At 44.7% G+C, this 19898-nt stretch carries 17 protein-coding genes; 11 read left to right on the top strand and 6 right to left on the bottom strand.

What is annotated here, in order from left to right; genetic code table 11:
- The first annotated feature begins 55 nt into the window (after positions 1 to 55).
- From nlpI to PL85_RS11710, 3 genes are all read left to right on the top strand, one after another.
- Positions 56 to 976, top strand: a complete 921-nt coding sequence (gene nlpI / locus PL85_RS11700) for a lipoprotein NlpI (RefSeq protein WP_174223818.1) — start codon at positions 56 to 58, stop codon at positions 974 to 976.
- A 119-nt stretch (positions 977 to 1095) separates the two neighbouring features.
- Positions 1096 to 1506, top strand: coding sequence for a MarR family winged helix-turn-helix transcriptional regulator (locus tag PL85_RS11705; protein WP_013857613.1), 411 nt, complete (start codon positions 1096 to 1098; stop codon positions 1504 to 1506).
- 40 nt (positions 1507 to 1546) lie between these two features.
- The gene (locus PL85_RS11710; protein WP_147288185.1) at positions 1547 to 2887 is read left to right on the top strand and encodes an MATE family efflux transporter; all 1341 of its coding nucleotides are present in this window, start codon (positions 1547 to 1549) and stop codon (positions 2885 to 2887) included.
- A gap of 37 nt (positions 2888 to 2924) precedes the next feature.
- Here PL85_RS11710 and PL85_RS11715 read toward each other — a convergent pair whose 3' ends face one another.
- From PL85_RS11715 to PL85_RS11725, 3 genes are all read right to left on the bottom strand, one after another.
- A complete protein-coding gene (locus PL85_RS11715) occupies positions 2925 to 3803 on the bottom strand; it encodes a U32 family peptidase (RefSeq protein WP_115339539.1) in 879 nt (292 codons plus the stop codon).
- A gap of 16 nt (positions 3804 to 3819) precedes the next feature.
- Positions 3820 to 4833 carry a ubiquinone anaerobic biosynthesis protein UbiU gene (ubiU, locus tag PL85_RS11720; protein WP_010318915.1) on the bottom strand — a complete coding sequence of 338 codons (1014 nt, stop codon included), beginning with the start codon at positions 4831 to 4833 and terminating at the stop codon, positions 3820 to 3822.
- Positions 4834 to 4934: 101 nt separating this feature from the next.
- A complete protein-coding gene (locus PL85_RS11725) occupies positions 4935 to 6983 on the bottom strand; it encodes a bifunctional diguanylate cyclase/phosphodiesterase (RefSeq protein ID WP_088728628.1) in 2049 nt (682 codons plus the stop codon).
- Between the two features lie 196 nt (positions 6984 to 7179).
- Between PL85_RS11725 and ubiT the strand changes: the two genes are divergently transcribed.
- From ubiT to rimI, 4 genes are all read left to right on the top strand, one after another.
- The gene (gene ubiT, locus PL85_RS11730) at positions 7180 to 7707 is read left to right on the top strand and encodes a ubiquinone anaerobic biosynthesis accessory factor UbiT (protein WP_010318913.1); all 528 of its coding nucleotides are present in this window, start codon (positions 7180 to 7182) and stop codon (positions 7705 to 7707) included.
- Positions 7691 to 8194 carry a GNAT family N-acetyltransferase gene (locus PL85_RS11735; RefSeq protein WP_094144399.1) on the top strand — a complete coding sequence of 168 codons (504 nt, stop codon included), beginning with the start codon at positions 7691 to 7693 and terminating at the stop codon, positions 8192 to 8194. The genes ubiT and PL85_RS11735 overlap by 17 nt, the downstream gene beginning before the upstream one ends.
- Before the next feature lie 261 nt (positions 8195 to 8455).
- A complete protein-coding gene (locus tag PL85_RS11740; RefSeq protein WP_115339540.1) occupies positions 8456 to 8860 on the top strand; it encodes a DNA polymerase III subunit psi in 405 nt (134 codons plus the stop codon).
- Between the two features lie 4 nt (positions 8861 to 8864).
- The gene (gene rimI, locus PL85_RS11745; RefSeq protein ID WP_013857606.1) at positions 8865 to 9311 is read left to right on the top strand and encodes a ribosomal protein S18-alanine N-acetyltransferase; all 447 of its coding nucleotides are present in this window, start codon (positions 8865 to 8867) and stop codon (positions 9309 to 9311) included.
- A gap of 62 nt (positions 9312 to 9373) precedes the next feature.
- On the opposite strand, the gene PL85_RS11750 is transcribed toward rimI, so the two are convergent.
- The gene (locus tag PL85_RS11750; protein ID WP_094150487.1) at positions 9374 to 11425 is read right to left on the bottom strand and encodes a putative bifunctional diguanylate cyclase/phosphodiesterase; all 2052 of its coding nucleotides are present in this window, start codon (positions 11423 to 11425) and stop codon (positions 9374 to 9376) included.
- Between the two features lie 222 nt (positions 11426 to 11647).
- On the opposite strand from PL85_RS11750, the gene prfC reads away from it, so the two are divergent.
- On the top strand, positions 11648 to 13237 hold the full coding sequence (gene prfC / locus PL85_RS11755) for a peptide chain release factor 3 (protein ID WP_026028084.1): 1590 nt from the start codon (positions 11648 to 11650) through the stop codon (positions 13235 to 13237).
- Between the two features lie 101 nt (positions 13238 to 13338).
- Here prfC and srmB read toward each other — a convergent pair whose 3' ends face one another.
- Both srmB and PL85_RS11765 read right to left on the bottom strand, forming a co-directional pair.
- Complete coding sequence (gene srmB, locus PL85_RS11760) at positions 13339 to 14574, bottom strand: ATP-dependent RNA helicase SrmB (protein ID WP_013857603.1); 1236 nt, start codon at positions 14572 to 14574, stop codon at positions 13339 to 13341.
- Positions 14575 to 14666: 92 nt separating this feature from the next.
- The gene (locus PL85_RS11765; protein WP_088728630.1) at positions 14667 to 15389 is read right to left on the bottom strand and encodes a tRNA1(Val) (adenine(37)-N6)-methyltransferase; all 723 of its coding nucleotides are present in this window, start codon (positions 15387 to 15389) and stop codon (positions 14667 to 14669) included.
- Between the two features lie 308 nt (positions 15390 to 15697).
- Here PL85_RS11765 and brnQ point away from each other — a divergent pair, with 308 nt between their 5' ends.
- The 3 genes from brnQ to lysS all read left to right on the top strand — a co-directional run bounded on the left by brnQ (position 15698) and on the right by lysS (position 19844).
- On the top strand, positions 15698 to 17011 hold the full coding sequence (gene brnQ, locus PL85_RS11770) for a branched-chain amino acid transport system II carrier protein (RefSeq protein ID WP_019282738.1): 1314 nt from the start codon (positions 15698 to 15700) through the stop codon (positions 17009 to 17011).
- A gap of 168 nt (positions 17012 to 17179) precedes the next feature.
- Positions 17180 to 18278, top strand: a protein-coding gene (prfB, locus tag PL85_RS11775; RefSeq protein ID WP_096000859.1) for a peptide chain release factor 2 whose coding sequence is annotated in 2 segments (ribosomal slippage) — positions 17180 to 17254 and positions 17256 to 18278 — 1098 coding nt in all. Because the reading frame shifts where the segments join, the coding sequence is not laid out codon by codon here.
- Positions 18279 to 18311: 33 nt separating this feature from the next.
- Positions 18312 to 19844 carry a lysine--tRNA ligase gene (gene lysS / locus PL85_RS11780; RefSeq protein WP_088728631.1) on the top strand — a complete coding sequence of 511 codons (1533 nt, stop codon included), beginning with the start codon at positions 18312 to 18314 and terminating at the stop codon, positions 19842 to 19844.
- The last annotated feature ends 54 nt before the right edge of the window (positions 19845 to 19898 follow it).

The following is a 19898-nucleotide window of genomic DNA, read 5'->3' on the forward strand; positions in this document are numbered from 1 at the left end:
ATTAATGCGATACACCCACTTATCTTGGGCTTTGGGGTACACAGGAGTTTTATTTGTGAAATGGTTTCCAACGGCCGCATTGAGTGCTTTGATACTGATAATGTCGGGCTGCGCGTCAACTCAAAATGACAATCAAAGTCAATGGGTATACCCTCCGATGGCAGTGCCATTGCAGTCTTCATTACAGCAACAAGTTCAGATAGCGCGTTTGACGCAACTGCTACAACGTACTGATCTGCCTGATGATGTGCGGGCCAAAATGTTTTATGAGCGTGGTAACAACTACGACAGTGTTGGGCTACGCACTTTAGCACGTTTAGATTTTGAGCAGTCACTCTCGCTTAACCCGGCGCAGCCTGATATCTTTAATTTATTAGGCGTGTATTACACGCAAGTCGCAGAGTTTGATGCCGCTTATGAGGCGTTTGATTCGACATTAGAACTTGAACCTGACAATTTTTACGCTGAGCGTAACAGAGCCATCGCACTTTATTACGGCGACCGTACAGAACTTGCGCTGGAAGAGATTCGCGCACATTATCAACATGACCCTAGCGATCCCTTTCGTGCATTGTGGCTATATATTATTCAAAGTGAAAGCGAGCCTTTGCAGGCACGTGTGGATCTCTTCAATCGCTATAAAGTTCGAGATGATCAATGGGGATGGCTCTTGGTTGCGTTAACGCTTAAAGAGATATCGGAAGAGCAAGCTTTTAAGATGATCTTAGAAGAAGGCAGCGGTAATGCGATACAAGCACAGCGTTTAACTGAAGTCTATTTTTATCTCGCTAAGCGTTACCAACAAGAGGGAAATTACGCGCACGCGATCGCCTTGTACAAGCTTGCGTTGTCATTTAACGTCTACGAATATGTTGAGCATCGATACGCTTATCTTGAATTGGGGAAAATTTTCCAGCAAGTAAGAGCCGACTATTTAGCTAAGGCGAAATCAGAACAGCCAGAGTCTCAGCAATAAATACCTTGCTATATCCTTTCCCTTAAAGCCGCTGACTTTTTCAGCGGTTTTTTTGTTGCTTAACGATCTAAAGATCCATAAAATAGTTAGCCTTGATAACTATTTAAATTTAAAAAACAGTGAAACTAGAAGCTAACTTAGAAAAATTAGAGCGTTTTAGTGCCAAAATCTGGCGTCGGTATAGCAAAGCTGATCCCATTTCACAATTGAGCTTTAATGAATATGATTACCTTAAAGTGATTCAAAGCTCTTCTTTGCCACTGCGCTTAACTGATTTAGCCAATGAGATGGAAGTGAGTAAACCATCGGTATCAAATATGGTTAAAAGGCTTAAAAATAAAGGGTTGGTTCAGACGGCACAATGCCAAGATGATGCGCGTTCTTACCGAGTTTCTCTCACCGATACTGCGCGTGAGCATTTAGCGGATGAAGCGAAAGTGTACGCTGTTGTCGCAGAGCAAGTGATTAAGCATCTCTCGGAAGAAGAAGCACTGTGTTTTAATATGTTGTTATCCAAAGTATTACTTTAATTTATTTATATAGTTAGCCTTGCTAACTATGGTGTCTGTTATGAAAAATTCAATTTACCGCCAATTTTGGCGCTATACCATTCCGACCGTGGCAGCTATGTTAGTCAATGGCTTGTATCAAGTGGTGGATGGTATTTTTATTGGTCATTATGTTGGTGCTGAGGGATTGGCGGGCATTAACGTTGCGTGGCCTATTATTGGCTTTATTTTAGGGCTTGGCATGTTGGTGGGCGTTGGAACTGGTGCTCTGGCTTCGATCAAGCAAGGTGAAGGGAACATGACGGCAGCCAAGCAAGTGCTTGCGACTGGCCTATTGTTGCTTGTGATGCTAGCTCCTGCGGTGGCGACAATTCTATGGTTTCTTGCGGACGATTTCATTGCGTGGCAAGGCGTTGAAGGACGAGTCTACGAACTTGGCTTGCAATATTTGCAAGTATTAGTGATCGCTTGTGTCTTTACGCTTGGCTCTATTGCGATGCCTTTCTTGTTACGAAACGACGACAGCCCTAATTTAGCCACATTGCTGATGGTGAGTGGTGCGATAATCAATATTCTCTTTGATTATCTGTTTATTGCCGTTTTACATTGGGAACTTACTGGTGCCGCCATAGCAACGGCACTCGCACAATTAAGTGTGACTGTATTGGGCATAGGCTATTTCTTTTCGACGCGAGCCAAGTTGCAGCTGTCACTCTCGGTGATGAGGGTGCAATGGTCGTTGTTACCTAAGATTGTTGCGATTGGTACTTCAAGCTTTTTTATGTATGCCTACGGTTCGATGATGGTGGCGGTGCACAACAGTCTATTTGCTCACTATGGCAGCGCAGTACTTGTTGGGGCATACGCGATATTAGGCTATATCGTCACGGTTTATTACTTAACGGCAGAGGGCATCGCGAATGGTATGCAGCCGTTAGTTAGCTTCAATTATGGTGCCAAAAACTATCTTCATATTAGAAAACTGCTCAAAATTGCAATGAGCATTGCCGTGCTTGGCGGGCTGGGTTTTGTGGTGCTGCTGAACTTGTTTTCCACTCAGGTTGTTGCGGTCTTCAATTCAACTGACCCGCAATTGATGGCAAGCGCTGTACTGGGCTTAAAACTGCATATGTTCGCGCTGTTTTTGGATGGATTTTTAGTTGTCGCCGCCGCCTTTTATCAAGCGACCAATCGCGGCAGTAAGGCGATGTTTGTCACCATTGGTAATATGGCGATCCAACTACCGTTCTTGTATTTGTTACCTAAGTTATATGGTGTGACTGGTGTGTGGATTGCCTTCCCCATTTCCAATATTGCGTTAAGTTTGGTGGTGGGTTTGATGTTGTGGCGAGATTTGCGTGCACTACCTTGCGATAACGCGAAGCAAACCGTGTTCGCTTAACAAGAGCCTCCCCCTTTTCTCTAGGGGGAGGCTACGCTCAGCTTTGTTGAATCGCTAGGCCCGGTAATTGGTGCCAATAGCCGTTACACTGGTGATTAGTTAAAGGGGAGGGATGCTCTCCTTTTTCATTGGCCTTGAACTGCGACAGATGTTCGAATGTCTCAAGGCCTAGTGGACTTAAACGAACGACATCGACTAATCCCGCCATGCTTGGTAAATCATTAGCAAGGTTATAGCAATAGCCCGACTGGGTTTGGATACCGTTGAGGTTAAATACCGCTTGGTCTTCTTGGCTGTGAACCTGAATTCCGGTTGGATACTTGATACAGCAAGTATCACATTCATCCTTCGCACGGTTTTCGGCCCGTGCGGTAAAGCAGCGTGCGGAGTAAGCCAGTGGCAGGTATCCGTGGCTAAAAACTTCTACTTCAAACTGGTTTTTGATACCAAGCTCGTCACATTGTTGCAATACATTGATTAGCCAATCACGGGAGAGTTCAACAGGCATGCACCAACGGATCATCCCTTGTTTTAGGAACAGTTGCAGTGTTCGCGCGTTGTAAGCATTCACGGCGGGCCCAACCACAAAAGGAAGGCGTTTTTCACTGGCGAGTTGAATCGCCGAAACGTCATTTGCTTCAATCGCAAAATCGCCATTCTCAATATACTTTTTCATCACATTGATTTCGCTCGGCGCTTCCAGTAGCGCCATGGTTGAGATCACAACCTGTTTACCCGCTTGTGAAAGCGCTTTGGCGATCTCAAACCAGTGTTGTGGTTTTATCTCACGTCGCTTGGAGCAGACCGATTCACCCAAATAGATCACATCAGCAGGGCTATTGATTGCCTGTTGATAAAAACTTTCTACCTCTTGTTTGGGCCAGAAATAGAGTAAAGGACCCAGCGCATATTTCATTCTCTTCTCCATTCTCTTATTGCCATTGGCGATGGTACGCGCCGAGTGTCGTTTGCGTGCCTTCAGAAACGTTGGCTAAGGCGGTATTCCAAGCCGTTTCTACTTGGTAGGCTTGTGGATTTGCTTGGTAGCGATCAATCGCCGCTCGCCAGGTTTTAGTCACTTGCTCCACATATGCAGGGCTACGTTGGCGACCTTCAATTTTGACGGAAGCAACGTTGGCTGCAAACAGTTCTGGTAATAGTGATAACGTATTTAAACTGGTTGGTTCTTCCAGTGCGTGGTAGCGTTTAGGTTGCCCATCGATCTGCGCTTCAAAACGACCTTTGCACAAGGTTGGGTAGCCTGCATTTTCTCCGGCTGCGTATTTATCAATCAAAATTTCGTTTAAGCGAGATTCCAAACCTGAGTCCGTTTCTTGCCAGCGGACGTACTTCGCGGGCGAACAGGCTCCGACAGTATTGGGTGATTCTCCCGTCATATAGGAAGAGAGATAACAGCGCCCTTCAGACATAATACATAAGCTGCCAAAGGCAAATACTTCAAGCTCGACGTCACTCATCATATTACGTGAGAGCTGTTTGACTTGATGGATTGATAGCACTCGCGGTAACACCACTCGCTTAATATTGAAATTCTGCTTATAAAACTCGATAGCGGCGACGTTGGTGGCGGAGGCTTGTACAGAAAGATGCAGTTCCAGATCTGGATATCGGTTAGCGGCATAATCCAATACCGCGATATCGGCGATGATCAACGCATCTACGCCTAAACTGGCGGCATTATCGACGGCGTGAGTCCAACGCTCGAAGCCATTAGGGTGGGCGAAGGTATTTAACGCGACATGAATTTTTTTATGGTGATCATGAACATATTGCACCGCTTTATCTAACTTCTTACCTGCGAAATTAAGGCCAGCAAAGTGGCGAGCATTGGTATCATCTTTGAAGCCGATATAAACCGCATCTGCACCACAATCGATCGCTGTTTTTAGAGCAGGCAGGTTACCTGCAGGACATAAAAGTTCCATTGATCCGTACGATATCTAAGGGAAAGTAGTGGTATTTTATGAAGCATTATGAATAGCAAATTTGATGTAAGGCAGGTTTGGGGCGAATAAACGAGATTTACTTATTTGGGAGTAGAACGATGACGACGATTTTGAACGAATAACTCTTCTACTTCCTGCCTCGGTTGTGGCCGATAAAAATGGAAGCCTTGAATTGAGTTACAGTTGAGATTAGAGAGCAGTGTGGCTTGTTGTTGAGTTTCCACACCTTCGGCAACGACCGTTAAGTTGAGTGATTTTCCTAAATTGATGATGTTTTCAATGACGGTGATTTGTTTAGGGAGCGTATCGATATCCGTTATAAAAGCGCGGTCAATTTTAAGTTCATCAATCGGGAAGCGAGCGAGGTAAGAGAGCGAGGAATACCCCGTACCAAAGTCGTCAATGGACAGAGAAAAGCCCAGTTTTTTGATCGCGTTCAACATTTGCAAGGTGTGTTCGCTGTCGCTCATGACGGCACTTTCGGTCAGTTCAAATGTGATGCAGTTTGGATCAAGCTCCGTGGTGCGAAGCAGTTTTTCCATATAATCAATCAACTTCGGGTTACAAAACTGTTCGGGCGATAAATTGATCGCCACGCGACCTGGTAAAATACCTTGCAGCTTCCAGCGTTTTACGGTCGAGAAGACATCACGCATCACCACTCGGCCTAAATGTTCAATCAGCCCAGCTTTTTCCGCGACAGGGATAAAAGCGCCCGGGTTGATATACCCTTCCACAGGGTGTTTCCAGCGCACCAAAGCTTCCGCACCATTGATGCTGAAGTCGCGAGCATTTACTTTCGGTTGATACCACACTTCAAGGCCATTTTGTTGCAGCGCTTTTTGCAGTTCAATTTCAAGCCATAAGCGCATGCGCGCTTCTTTGTTCATTTGATCGTTGAACTTAATCAGACGGTTTCTACCACGATCTTTGGCTTCATACATCGCCGTATCGGCGTTTTGCAACAATACGCGTGCATCGCTACCGTCACCAGGGTAGGCGACACTACCTATGGAGCAGGCTAAGCGTTTACTGAAATGGTGCAGATCAAACGGTTGGTTAATCAAAGAAATGATGCGTTCAGCCAACATTTCAGCGGCGCGACTATTTTCAGGATCAGGCAGTATTAGTCCAAATTCATCGCCGCCAAGGTGGCCCACAATCGCTTGTTGCGGTAGTAAACGTTTCAGCCGTGCTGAGACCTCTTTAATGACTTTATCGCCAATATGATGGCCTAAAGAGTCATTGATGTTTTTAAAGTTATCAATGTCTAAATAGAGCATCACAAGGGGTGTTTCATTTTGAATGAACTGTTCTAAACGTTTAGTGAAACCAAAACGGTTATACAAGTTAGTCAGAGAGTCAATGTGGATATCGGCATGCATAGTCGAAGACAACTGCTTAGGTGCATCTTCTGCATCTTGAATCAAAATCAGTTGTGAGCTGTTGCCCAGCACGACAGTGGCTCCAGCGTGCAGTTGAACTTTACGTTCAAAGCCACACTTTGGCCCAGTGAGGCAGACCAACGGTGCCCCTGCGAGTAATAAGCTGAGTGGAGAGCTGAATACGGTTTTACTTTTTTCATCAACAAACAAGCGCGATAACTCTTCACCAAGAAGCTCTGAGGTATTTTCAAAACCGAGTAAACGAGCCGATGCGGGGTTAGCAGAGATAATGCAGTCGTCATCGACCAGCAACAATCCATCGGGAAGCAAGCTAGTCAAGGTTGAAAACTTATTTTCCGACTCTTCTAATGAGCGAATGAGGATCTGTTTTTCGGAGGTGTCGATGGCGTGAAACACAATATTTTCGACTTTTTTATCACCCATGATAGGTGATAAAGAGAAATGCAAACTCGTTTCTAAATCGATCTCGTGAAGCGTCAGTTCGGTCTCAAGCGTTTCTCCTTGAAATGCCCGTTCATAATAGGGTTTGAGATGGCGGTAGAAATGCTCACCCAGAATTTGTGAGTCATTCATTCCAACCAATTCGGTCGTGCTCAAACCTGCAATATCACAATAGCGCTCATTGACCATCACATAGTTATGTTGATCGTTTAAGACAGCAAAAAAAAACGGACTGTTCGACGTGATTTTTGCAAACCAATGTTGTAAATGTTGCGAAGGCATCAAGCTACTACCACTCTCCAGAGCACTTATATTCATGAGGATGTTACAACGTAAGTAACACATTAACTATAACTTTGATTACTAAGCTAGAAAAGGTTCTCAAACAATGTACGTTTTTTGATGCATCACAGGAATTTGCACCCCCACATCCATTATGATTAGGTACTATTGCATTACAAAGTAACGGATAACGCTCGTGATTCACAAGATTCGTACTCAACTAGTTCAAAACGCCGCTTCAATTTTGCGATCCCCAGTCCACTTCTTACCGCAAGTTGTACAAAAAAAAGCCTTGCTAGAAGGGTTGAAAACTATATTTCATGAGGCTTTGCAAGAAGGTGACTTTGAATTTCTTGATGGGAAATGGTTAAAGGTTTCAATTCGCGATTTGAATTTGAATTGGTATATCAGCTATCAAGCGGAACAACTTGTTGTGTCTGATAAGACGGAAGTGGAAGATGTCAGCTTTAGCGGTAACCTAAATGATATGGTGTTGATTGCTGGTCGAAAAGAAGATCCTGACACGCTGTTCTTTCAACGTCGACTCTCCATTGAAGGGGATACCGAACTGGGGTTAGAGGTGAAGAATCTGATGGACAGTGTTGACCTAGAGCTTTTACCAAAACCGTTCCAGATGTTAATAAATCAGCTAGCAGATTTTGTGCATAAGGGCGTACAATCGCCAGTGACACAAAATGAGGTAATGAATGCTTATTCGAACTGAAGCGCCAGCGGATATCTTAGCGATTGACCGCTTATTAAAATCAGCCTTTGAGACAGATGCTGAAGCTAATTTGGTCATGACATTAAGGGAAAACAGCCATTTGACGCTCTCTTTAGTGGCCTGTGATGATGACGGCGAAGTCGTTGGTCATGTGATGTTTAGCCCAGTATTACTCAATGGTGAAGACTTAAATTGGCAAGGGCTTGCACCGTTGGCCGTGAAAAAAGAGTGGCGAAATCAAGGTGTCGCCGCCTCGTTGGTAAAAGAGGGGTTAATCTGTTTGGCTGAGTTCGATTATCCAGCTTGTGTGGTTTTGGGTGACCCGGATTATTATCAACGCTTTGGCTTTAAAGAGGCGGCGAAATCTGATTTTCGTTGTCGTTGGGATGTTCCAGTTGGCGCGTTTCAGATCGTTGCATTAGTCGACGGCGAATTGAGCGGACGAGCGGGTTTCATTGAATATTGCCCAGAGTTCAACGATCTTTAATCACCGTATTTCTATTCAAAACAGGGAGCCCAGTGCTCCCTGTTTACTTTTATGCTCTTCTCATTTGAAGCTACCGTTGTGTTGGCTACATTCGCTCACCCCAATCACCTCGTTTATCTAGGCTCATGGGGATGAATTCACTTGCCGCCTATCTGCAACTTCAAGTTGTTTGGGCATGGCTCTTGGGTCATTGGATGATTAACGGTTTCTGTCTTGGCGCTGATTTGTTAGGATTGCGATGTTCAATGAGGTCATAAACAGATGTCACATCACGAAAATCAATATTTACAAGAAATGGGCATCCAGCGTTGGGAGCTTATCCATCCACAGCGGCTGGCTGGCTATCAACCTGATCCGGTGACGCTGCCGAGCACGTGCCGTTTATTACTCGTTTCCCCCCAATACCCGCAACAAGGTGCTCTATTGCTGTTTTCAAGAGTATTGAAAAGTATGGGGCTCGAAATCAGTCAGGCGTGTCATCTTGAGCCTCACTCTCTTAGCCAACTAACAGGCTCCAGCATTGAATGGTTGTGGTTTTCAGGCTGTGAAAAGAAAGAAAGCCTGTTGGCTCAGAAAGTGTTAACGTCACCGCCGCTAGTTGAGATAGATGGCAATACCGAGCTGCGCCGGGCGTTGTGGCAGCAAATTTGTTCTTATGAGTCATAAAACTATGAATATTGATGTTGTGCCTTTATCACTTCCTTATCTTGATGCTATTTGGTCCATTGAGCAGCAAGCTCACAGTTACCCTTGGGCTGAATCACTCGTACGTGACTTGGCGAGTCGTGGTGCATGCCACCATGCTATGTTGGTTGATGGCAAAGTTGTCGGTTATTTCTATGCACAGAATATTGTTGGAGAGGTGACCTTGTTGAATATCGCTGTCGATCCGCAGCAGCAAGGTAAGGGTTACGGAAAATTGTTGATGGAGTTTTTCTTAACTTACTGTGAAAAAGCGCAAGCTGAAAGTGCGTGGCTTGAAGTTCGCGAAAGCAACATCCGCGCTTATAGCTTGTACGAATCGCTGGGTTTTAATGAGCTCGATCGTCGAGTGAACTACTATCCCACTCCGAAAGGATCAGAAGATGCGATCATCATGAGCTACTATTTTTTGTAGCTTATTTTCCATCAGCAGATCGTTTGCAAACTCAGTTTTTTTCATAGTCAGGCGTCTCGGAACTATTTCTGGTGCGCCTTATCTTTTTGATGTTCATTGAGTTGATAACATGGGCTTGCAAAACGCTTGACGACTTCCTTAGCGGTTAACGGCTTATCAAATAAGTAACCTTGGAACTGATCACAACCCAATTGTTTGAGAGTTTCGAGTTCTTGGCACTCTTCCACACCTTCGGCTATTACCTCCAAATTTAAACGTTTCGCAATCATAATAATCGTATCCACAATTGCTTGGTCACTCTCATCTAGATGCAATTGAGTGACAAAAGAACGATCGATTTTGAGCACATCCACCGATAAAAGTTTGAGGTAACGCAGTGATGAATAACCAGTGCCAAAATCATCAATCGAGATGCTCAGCTTACTTTTTTTAAGTTGCACCATTTTTTGAATCGCACTTTCTACATTTTCCAGTAATAGCCCTTCAGTAATCTCCAATTCAAGATGTTCACCAGTAATACCTGCTTGTTGCATTGCATGGTTAATGTGTTCAACAAAAGAATCTTGAGAAAACTGCAACGGACTGATGTTGATGGCTAAACGGCGAAAATGGGGCGGTAATACTCCTTGGCGCTTCCAAGCGGCGTATTGATAGCACGCTTGCTCTAATATCCAGTTTCCAATCGGAATAATTTGCCCCGTTTCTTCTGCGATGGTCATAAACACACCCGGTGGCAATACACCTTTGGTTGGGTGGTTCCAGCGGATCAAGGCTTCCACACCGACAATATTGTGCCGATCATCGACTTGAGGTTGGTAATAGAGTTCTAACTGTTGGGTATTGAGGGCTTCATGGAGGCCTTTTTCAATTTCCAGAAACGATTCGACTTGAGCCTGCATTTCTGGCTCATAAAACATGTATTTATTGCGTCCATTCGCTTTTGCGCGGTAAAGCGCTGTATCGGCTTGTCTAAGGACATCGATATTGGTTTTGCCCACTGACGGAAAAATCGAGATACCAATACTCACAGTGCAATAAAGCTGGTGGTCATCAATCGAGTAAGGGTTGGAAATCAGAGCCAGAAGCTGCTGAGCTACCTTCTCTGCTTGTTGGCGAGAGAGATGAGGAATCAACACCGCAAACTCATCGCCACCGATGCGTGCGGCGGTGTAATCGTGTTTAAGCCAGCCATCCATACGCATGGCGATAGCTTTGATTAAATGATCCCCCGTTGTGTGTCCAAGTGAATCATTGATCGTTTTGAAACGGTCGAGATCAAGGTAAAACAACACACCAGAAGTGTGGGTGCGAATACTGTTATCAATGGCATCAGTGAGCAGTTGCAGCAGCAAGCTGCGATTAGCAAGGCCAGTTAACGTGTCGTAGTAGGCTAATTGGTTAAGTTTAGCATCCGCGAGCTCTCGCTCTTTCCATAAAGTATAGAAAGTACCAGCTAACTCACTGAGCTCATTTTTTTGCTGTTGTAATGGCGGCTGTGTTGGACGTTGATTGTTTTGCAATGAGCGAACCCACGAAATTAACGTGGTGATGGGTTTTGACAGCTTGTAGTAAAAAAAGACTAAAAGGATCGAAGTCAGCAACACATTTCGAAAGAGATCAAACAGCAATACTCGTGTGGTTTTTGCAATAAATTCTTTGGCAATGGAAGAGCCGTTGACGGAAAAACTTAAGCTACCTACCACCACACTCGAATTGGGTTGATGCAAGTCAGTTTTAAAGATGGGTATTTCAGGTGTCAGATAATTCGATAAGAGCCGAATAAAAGCCGTCTGCGCTGGAATTTCTCTGCTTTTTTTTGCCAGTGTATCGCCAAAATCATCAATAATTTCAACGTGATAAATGGCATTGTCAACCATTAGGCTAGAGACGACTTGATTGGCTAATAAGTTGTTGAGGTGATAAGCAGCCTGGCTGGCATTTGAATAATTTTGCAGCAGTTTAAAACGGTAGTGATCTTCAATGCGAGCTTGCTCATGGTGTAGGTCGAGCAAAGTATGATACAAACTAAAGCCTATCCCAAGGATCACCGAGACTAGGAACACTGTTTTGGCTTGTTTAAATGCCAGAGAATTTCTTTGTTTGGTTATCAGCATAATACTCGCTTATTCTCTTCGCCCTTTTTAGTTATAGCTCATATTTATTGATAATTTAATTACAAATAGAAAGGTCGTCATTCTCTTGTTGATTTGTATAGCGACGAAAGTTGCTCCTAGATCAAATATAGGGGAGAATACCGCGCAAATTTGAATCGAACTGCTGATCAGCGTAAGCGCTTCGGCTCTCCCTTATATCAGCATATTGAGAAGACCTGTTTCATGTCAAATACTCCTTTTTTGAGTGAAGTTTCTAAACGTAGAACCTTCGCTATTATTTCGCACCCGGATGCGGGTAAAACCACCATTACTGAAAAAGTTCTGCTATTCGGGAATGCCATTCAAAAAGCGGGAACGGTAAAAGGGCGCGGCTCTAACCAGCATGCTAAATCAGATTGGATGGAAATGGAAAAAGAGCGTGGTATTTCGGTCACGACCTCTGTGATGCAATTTCCTTACAATCATTGTTTGGTTAACTTGCTCGATACTCCAGGGCACGAAGACTTCTCGGAAGATACTTACCGCACATTGACGGCGGTTGACTCGTGCTTAATGGTGATTGATGCAGCAAAAGGTGTTGAAGATCGTACTCGTAAGCTGATGGAAGTGACTCGCTTACGTGATACACCGATTGTAACCTTCATGAACAAATTGGACCGTGAAATCCGCGACCCAATGGAATTGCTTGATGAAGTGGAGAATGAGCTGAAGATTGCCTGCGCCCCGATTTCATGGCCTGTGGGTTGTGGTAAAGAGTTTAAAGGCGTGTACCACATTCACCGTGATGAGACGATTCTGTACGCGACCGGCCAAGGTCACACTATTCAAGAAGAGCGCATTGTTAAGGGCCTCAACAACCCTGATCTGGATAAGGCCGTGGGTGATGACCTTGCCGCTCAGCTGCGTGATGAGCTTGAATTGGTATTGGGTGCTTCTCATGAATTTGATCAAGAGCTGTTTTTAAAAGGTGAGTTGACCCCTGTTTTCTTCGGGACGGCATTAGGTAACTTTGGTGTGGACCATATGCTGCATGGTTTAACTGAGTGGGCTCCGGCGCCGATGCCACGTCAAGCTAATGAGCGTATTGTTGAAGCCACGGAAGAGAAATTCTCAGGCTTTGTGTTTAAAATCCAAGCGAACATGGATCCTAAACACCGCGATCGTATTGCGTTTATGCGTATTGTGTCGGGTACTTATACCCAAGGCATGAAAATGAACCACGTGCGTATTGGTAAGCAAGTGAGTATTTCTGATGCGGTTACCTTTATGGCGGGCGATCGCTCTCGTGCTGAAAATGCTTATGCTGGCGATATTATCGGTTTGCATAACCATGGAACAATTCAGATTGGTGATACCTTTACTCAAGGTGAATCGTTGAAATTCTCAGGTATTCCTAACTTTGCTCCTGAGCTGTTCCGTCGTATTCGCTTGCGCGATCCACTGAAGCAGAAGCAACTGCTTAAAGGTTTAGTGCAGTTGTCGGAAGAGGGAGCGGTTCAAGTCTTCCGCCCACTACAAAATAACGATTTGATTGTGGGTGCAGTGGGTGTGCTGCAGTTTGATGTGGTGGTGTCTCGTTTAAAATCTGAATACAACGTCGAGGCAATTTACGAAGGTGTTAACGTTGCAACAGCACGTTGGATTGAGTGCGCAGATGATAAAAAATTCGAAGAGTTTAAGCGCAAAAACCAAAGTAACATCGCACTGGATGGTGGGGATAACCTGACTTACATCGCGCCGACTATGGTCAATTTAAATCTGGCCAAAGAGCGTTTTCCTGAAGTGGAGTTCCGTGCGACACGCGAACATTAAACCTTGGTGATTTTGAAGAGAGTGACACTCTCTTCAAATGTTAAAGATAAAAAATGCCGATATTTCAGTATCGGCATTTTTTTATAGGTGGTATTGGAACACTATTTTTTCTTTTTGTTCGCTTTCTTCTTCTTCGAAACCACTTTGACTTTTTTGTCATCGGTTTTCTTTTTCTTTTTGAATACCGGCTTTTTGTGCTGCGGGCGCATATCTTTAATGAAGCGCTCTTTTATCTCCTCGTCGACATAACGCGCGACGCGGTCCATCATCACTTGATCATGGGCTTCAACCAAAGAGATCGCATTGCCTTTTTTACCAGCACGAGCCGTACGACCTATGCGGTGTAAGTACACATCCGCTGAGCGTGGCATATCAAAGTTGATCACGTGACTTACGTCAGGTAAGTCAATACCGCGTGCGGCCACGTCGGTTGCCAGTAGTACGTTGACTGCGCCTTCACGGAATCGCGTAATGGCGTTATTGCGACGATCTTGTGGCATTTCGCCTTGAATCCAAGCACAAGGAATTTGCGCTTTTTCTAGCTCTGTACGCAAATCAGCTAAGCGCTCACGAGTTTTGATAAACACGATAGAACGTTCGGCTTGCTCGGTGAGGATTTTCTTCAATAGCTCAACTTTGTGCACCATGGTATCGGCGCGGTGATACCATTGAGTGATTTTTTTGCGTTCACGACGAGAAGGATCGGCATTGATTGTTGCTGGTTCTTTTAAGAGATCGGCAGTAAAACCTTCCACACCATGGCCTTCCAGTGTTGCAGAGAAGAGCAAGGTCTGTTTACGCCAGCGACATTCAGCAGCGAGACGATCGACGATTGGGCCAAAGCCCATGTCCAGCATGCGGTCAGCTTCATCCAAAATAAGCCATTCAATCGCACGACAATCAAAACGCTCGCCTTCAATGTATTCCATCAAGCGACCAGGCGTTGCCACCACAATATCTTGCGTTTTGGCTAAGATGTCGGCGTGCTCTTGATATTGTACGCCGCCAGTGATGGTGACGATATTGAGGCGAGTATTCTTCGCCAGTTCACGAGCTTGATCCGCCACTTGCATCGCCAATTCACGAGTTGGGGTCAGAATCAAGACGCGTGCAGGGCCGGCTCGCTTGCGCGGAAAATCTAAAAGATATTGTAGCGCGGGTAAAACAAATGCAGCGGTTTTACCGGTTCCCGTTGGCGCAGAGGCAAGAATATCTCGACCATCTAGGGCTTGTGGGATCGCTTCAGCTTGAACTTGGGTGGGACGTTCAAAGCCCATATCTTCAATGGCCGCAATGATGCAAGGGTCAAGATCGAGGTCAGCAAAGGTTTTGATCACAGTGAGTACTCCACAAGCCGTTAGGCTTATTTGGCTATAAAATTAAGGTCGAACATTATAGGGGGATTGGTGATTAGGATCACATGTTATTTCTACATCTTGAGATAAAAATCTTGAGTTAGGGCAATAAAGGCTTCGCTATAACCACTTGATGAGTGAATGACCAACGATGAATCAATCACAGAAGCCGAGGCTAAACTTAGTTCAACCAATAGCCGATGAGCGGGTTTGTGTGCTATGGGTTGTACAGTGCAGCGCCGCTTAAGCTGCCAGCCGAGCGTGAGTGCTTGCTCGATAAATTGTTCCCCTTCATACACGGGCAAAATAAAACAAGCTTGCCCCTCATCGTTGAGAAGACTTTTTGCTCTGACTAATAAAGCGTGATGAGCAAGTTGATTGGTGTGCCTAGCAGTAGCTCGCTGGGGATCATGAGACAGTTCACCACTGTTGAAATAGGGTGGGTTACAAATAATTGCATCAAAGGACGGTGCAAAAGAGGTGTCTAAAATATCACCTTGTAAAACCTGTATGCGTTGCCCCCATGAAGAAGCATTACTGTTGTATTGGGCCGCTTCAAAGGCAAAGGCATCGATATCGACGGCCGTAATTTGTGCATCGCTAAAACGTTGTGCGCACATTAATGCCAATAACCCAGTACCGGTGCCAATATCGAGAATGGTTTTGGGATGGTGCGTGAAAGCCCACGCGCCTAATAGAACCCCATCGGTACTGACAGGCATTCCCGCTTGTCCACCGTCAATGGAAAATTGTTTAAATTTGAAACGCTTATTTTTGGGCGTGTGACTTTTCATCATTATTTCAAAATATAGCTCTAATTAAGTGATAACCACTATTGTTATCTATTTGTTCGGATTATTCTTCTATCTGTTATGAGAGTGTATGAGAAAATGATCAACACATCATTCTTTCTATTTTTTAACATTTAGAGTTTTAAACTGGTTTTTCACCAATATTATAAATTAATGTAGCGTTTTTTGCTTTGCCCTTGCGAAGTCTTGAGTGTTTCGTCATTATTCGTCCTTAATTTTTAGATTTAGATGCGGTTTAAACTGCATCAACAATGCATACACAACATTTATTAAATAATAATTAAGGGTTATCTGTGAAGCAGACGTTAAAACTAACAGATATTATCGCGGTCGGCTTTATGCTTTTCGCGTTTTTCTTGGGTGCTGGTAACATCATCTTTCCGCCAATCGCTGGCCAACTTGCTGGAGAGCATTTGCTACCCGCTATGACTGGCTTCTTAATTACTGCGGTTGGTCTACCTCTAATGACCATCATTGCTATTGCCGTTGCTGGTGGCTCTTGGGATCATCTAACTAAAGATTTACCCAAACAGGCAGCGACAATGATAGCGGTGATGATTTTTATCATCATCGGCCCTGCTTTTGCAGCACCTCGCACTGGCCTTGTGGCGTATGAAATGGCAGTGAAACCGTTTTTCATTGATGCCCAACAATCGCACTTGACGCTCTTTTCTATTCTCTTTTTTGTTGTTGCGATGTTTTTTGCCTGGTCTCAAGGCAAACTCATCGATGTCATCGGTAAAGTGTTAACACCAGCGTTATTTATTGGTTTGCTTGTCCTCGCTGTGGCTGTTTTTCTTAATCCGCAAGGTGAGATGGTCGCTGCACAAGGTGAATACTTGACTCAGCCGTTGACGAAAGGTTTCCTTGAAGGTTACAACACCATGGATACGTTTGGTGCTCTGATGTTTGGGATGTTAATTGTTGATGCACTGCGCAGCAAAGGCATTACTGAGCGTGCGGCAACCACAAAGTATTTAATCAGCGCGGCGTGCATTGCGGCGGCTGGTTTGGCTTTTGTTTATATTTCACTATTTTATCTTGGCGCGACAAGCTCTGTCGTTGCTTTTGGCGCAGAAAATGGTGGCGTGGTGCTTAGCCAATATGTACAAGCGCTATTTGGCCCTTATGGACAGATTGTTCTCTCCACCATAGTCTTGCTGGCTTGCCTAACCACAGCGATTGGTTTGATTTCAGCATGCTCAGACTACTTTTGCACATTGACTCCAATTTCTTATAAATCTTGGGTGATCATTATTGGTGTTGCTTGTGCTATCGTGGCAAACGTTGGTTTATCACAATTGATCGCTCTTTCTATCCCTGTTTTATTTGCACTGTATCCGGTTGCGATTGCCCTGATTATGTTGACCTTTTTACGTGGGAAACTACCAAATCCAGCAGTGGCATACCGTGTGGTATTGTTGATTGCGTTTCTTTTTGCGTTGATCGATGCGGCAAAAGTGGCTGGCGTGGATGTGTCTGCGTTTAATATGCTGCCACTGTTTGAAGTCGGTATGGGGTGGTTACTCCCAACACTTGCGGCGATGATTTGCATGTTTTTTATCGCTACTAACGTGCAGCAAAGTGTGGCTAAAAACGCGGCATAATCGAGTTTTTATCCGTTAGTATCGAAGAGGCTGAGCATGATTGTTCGGCCTTTTTTTTAGTGCGTGCCAGCTTTTGTTTCAAGAGTTCAAACTAATTTTTCCTGTATCTTCATCACATTTTTAAGTAGAATTCTTCGGTTAAATTCTACTCATAAATGTTGAGCAAACATGTTTGAAATCAATCCTATTAAAAACCGTCTTCAGGATGTGTCAGAGCGCACAAATATCCTGAGGGGGTATCTTTGACTACGACGCTAAGAAAGAGCGTTTAGAAGAAGTGAATGCCGAACTCGAGCAACCTAATGTCTGGAACGAACCTGAGCGTGCACAAGCGCTAGGTAAAGAACGCGCTTCGCTCGAAGCCATTGTCGATACCATTGATCAGTTAGATCAAGGTGTGGATGATGTGGAAGGGCTACTGGAACTGGCTATTGAAGCCGAAGACCAAGAAACCTTCGATGAAATTGGCCCTGAACTGGATGAACTGGAAACTAAGCTTGAACAGCTTGAGTTTCGCCGTATGTTCTCTGGTGATCACGATTCTTCAGATTGCTATATTGATCTGCAGTCTGGTTCGGGCGGCACCGAGGCTCAAGACTGGACATCAATCCTGCTACGCATGTATTTACGTTGGGCAGAAGCTAAAGGCTTTAAGACTGAAGTGATTGAAGTGTCTGAAGGTGATGTTGCTGGTCTAAAAGGCGCAACAGTGCGCATTATCGGTGATTACGCTTATGGTTGGTTACGCACCGAAACTGGCGTACACCGCTTGGTTCGTAAATCGCCATTTGATTCGAGTGGCCGCCGCCATACCTCTTTTGCCTCTGCGTTTATCTATCCTGAGATTGATGAAAATATTGCTATCGACATCAACCCAGCCGATCTTCGTATCGATGTTTATCGCGCTTCGGGAGCGGGGGGGCAGCACGTTAACACCACCGAATCGGCGGTGCGTATTACGCACATTCCAACCAATACCGTTGTTCAATGCCAAAACGATCGTTCGCAGCATAAAAACAAAGACCAAGCGATGAAACAATTGCGTGCAAAACTGTTTGAACTTGAGTTACAAAAGCAGAACGCAGAAAAGCAAGCCAATGAAGATGCGAAATCTGACATTGGCTGGGGAAGCCAAATCCGATCTTATGTATTGGATGACTCCCGAATCAAAGACTTACGCACTGGCGTTGAAAACCGTAATACCCAAGCGGTATTAGATGGTGATTTAGACAAATTTATTGAAGCAAGCCTGAAATCAGGCCTTTAATGCTTTTTTACCGACATATAAGGTACATGTAAAATGACTGATGCTGTTCAAAACGAAATGAATCAAGAGCAAATAGCGCAAGAAGAGAACAAACTCATCGCAGAGCGTCGCAGCAAGCTGGATCACATCCGTAAGAGCTGTAAAGCGAATGGCCACCCAAATGACTTTCGTCGTGACAGCCTTGCGATCGATCTTCAACAGCAATTCGGTGAAAAGAGCAAAGAAGAGTTAGAAGCCTTAAACCATGTTGTGGCGATTGCGGGTCGTATCATGGCGAAACGTGGCCCTTTCCTTGTTATTCAAGAAACCTCTGGTCGTATTCAAGCTTATGCTTCAAAAGAGGTTCAAACTGAGCTGAAGGAAAAATACCAAGGTCTAGACATTGGTGACATCATCGGCGTGAAAGGTGCGTTGCACAAATCTGGCAAAGGCGATCTCTACGTTAATATGGAAGAGTACGAATTGCTGACAAAGGCACTTCGTCCGTTACCAGAGAAGTTCCACGGTTTGACTGACCAAGAGATGCGCTACCGCCAACGTTATGTGGATTTGATTGTTAATGAAAGTTCACGTAATGCGTTCATTGTTCGCTCTAAAGTCATGACTGCAATTCGTAACTTCATGATCTCAAAACAGTTCATGGAAGTAGAAACGCCAATGATGCATGTGATCCCTGGCGGTGCTAGTGCGCGTCCATTCATCACTCATCACAATGCGCTCGACATGCCAATGTACTTGCGTATCGCACCTGAGCTTTACCTTAAGCGTCTAGTTGTGGGTGGCTTTGATCGCGTGTTTGAAATCAACCGTAACTTCCGTAACGAAGGTCTTTCTCCTCGCCATAACCCTGAATTTACCATGATGGAATTCTATATGGCGTACGCAGATTACAATGATCTGATGGATTTTACTGAGGAGCTATTGAGTTCAGTTGCACTTGAAGTTTTGGGTTCAACATCAATGCCTTATGGTGATGAAACGGTAGAATTTGGTGGTCAATATGCTCGCATGAGTATGTTTGAAGCCATCAAACACTACAACCCAGAGCACGCTCAAATCCAAGCGTTAACGGAACAGGATCTGCAAAACCGTGAGCTGATGGTATCTATCGCGAAATCGGTTCATGTAGACGTTGAACCTTTCTGGACTTGTGGCCAACTGCTTGAAGAGATCTTCGGTGAAACGGCTGAACCTAAGTTGATGCAACCGACCTTCATCACTGGATACCCTGCAGATATTTCACCATTGGCGCGTCGTAGCGATAACAACCCATTCTTCACCGACCGTTTTGAGTTCTTCATCGGTGGTCGTGAAGTCGCCAATGGCTTCTCTGAGCTTAATGATGCTCAAGATCAAGACGAGCGCTTCTTAGCGCAAGTGAATGCCAAAGATGCTGGCGACGATGAAGCCATGTTCTACGATGCTGATTATGTTGTTGCGTTAGAGCACGGTCTCCCACCAACAGCGGGTCAAGGCATTGGTATTGACCGTTTGGTGATGTTACTCACCAACACCCATACGATTCGTGACGTTATCCTATTCCCTGCGATGCGCCCACAGCAGTAATTGCTACTTTCGTTCCGATAAACCGCCTAAATAGGCAGGGAAACCGCATGAAAG

It is taken from the genome of Vibrio anguillarum, assembly GCF_001989995.2.
GTDB classification, from domain to species: Bacteria; Pseudomonadota; Gammaproteobacteria; order Enterobacterales; family Vibrionaceae; genus Vibrio; species Vibrio anguillarum.

Excerpts from the sequence above, each read along its gene's own strand:
- PL85_RS11765 (WP_088728630.1), bottom strand. The coding sequence starts at position 15,389 with ATGATGAAAAGTCACACGCCCAAAAATAAGCGTTTCAAATTTAAACAA.
- PL85_RS11710 (WP_147288185.1), top strand. The coding sequence starts at position 1,547 with ATGAAAAATTCAATTTACCGCCAATTTTGGCGCTATACCATTCCGACC.
- PL85_RS11735 (WP_094144399.1), top strand. The coding sequence starts at position 7,691 with ATGCTTATTCGAACTGAAGCGCCAGCGGATATCTTAGCGATTGACCGC.
- PL85_RS11750 (WP_094150487.1), bottom strand. The coding sequence starts at position 11,425 with ATGCTGATAACCAAACAAAGAAATTCTCTGGCATTTAAACAAGCCAAA.
- lysS (WP_088728631.1), top strand. The coding sequence starts at position 18,312 with ATGACTGATGCTGTTCAAAACGAAATGAATCAAGAGCAAATAGCGCAA.
- PL85_RS11715 (WP_115339539.1), bottom strand. The coding sequence starts at position 3,803 with ATGAAATATGCGCTGGGTCCTTTACTCTATTTCTGGCCCAAACAAGAG.
- PL85_RS11740 (WP_115339540.1), top strand. The coding sequence starts at position 8,456 with ATGTCACATCACGAAAATCAATATTTACAAGAAATGGGCATCCAGCGT.
- prfC (WP_026028084.1), top strand. The coding sequence starts at position 11,648 with ATGTCAAATACTCCTTTTTTGAGTGAAGTTTCTAAACGTAGAACCTTC.
- ubiU (WP_010318915.1), bottom strand. The coding sequence starts at position 4,833 with ATGGAACTTTTATGTCCTGCAGGTAACCTGCCTGCTCTAAAAACAGCG.
- PL85_RS11725 (WP_088728628.1), bottom strand. The coding sequence starts at position 6,983 with ATGCCTTCGCAACATTTACAACATTGGTTTGCAAAAATCACGTCGAAC.
- rimI (WP_013857606.1), top strand. The coding sequence starts at position 8,865 with ATGAATATTGATGTTGTGCCTTTATCACTTCCTTATCTTGATGCTATT.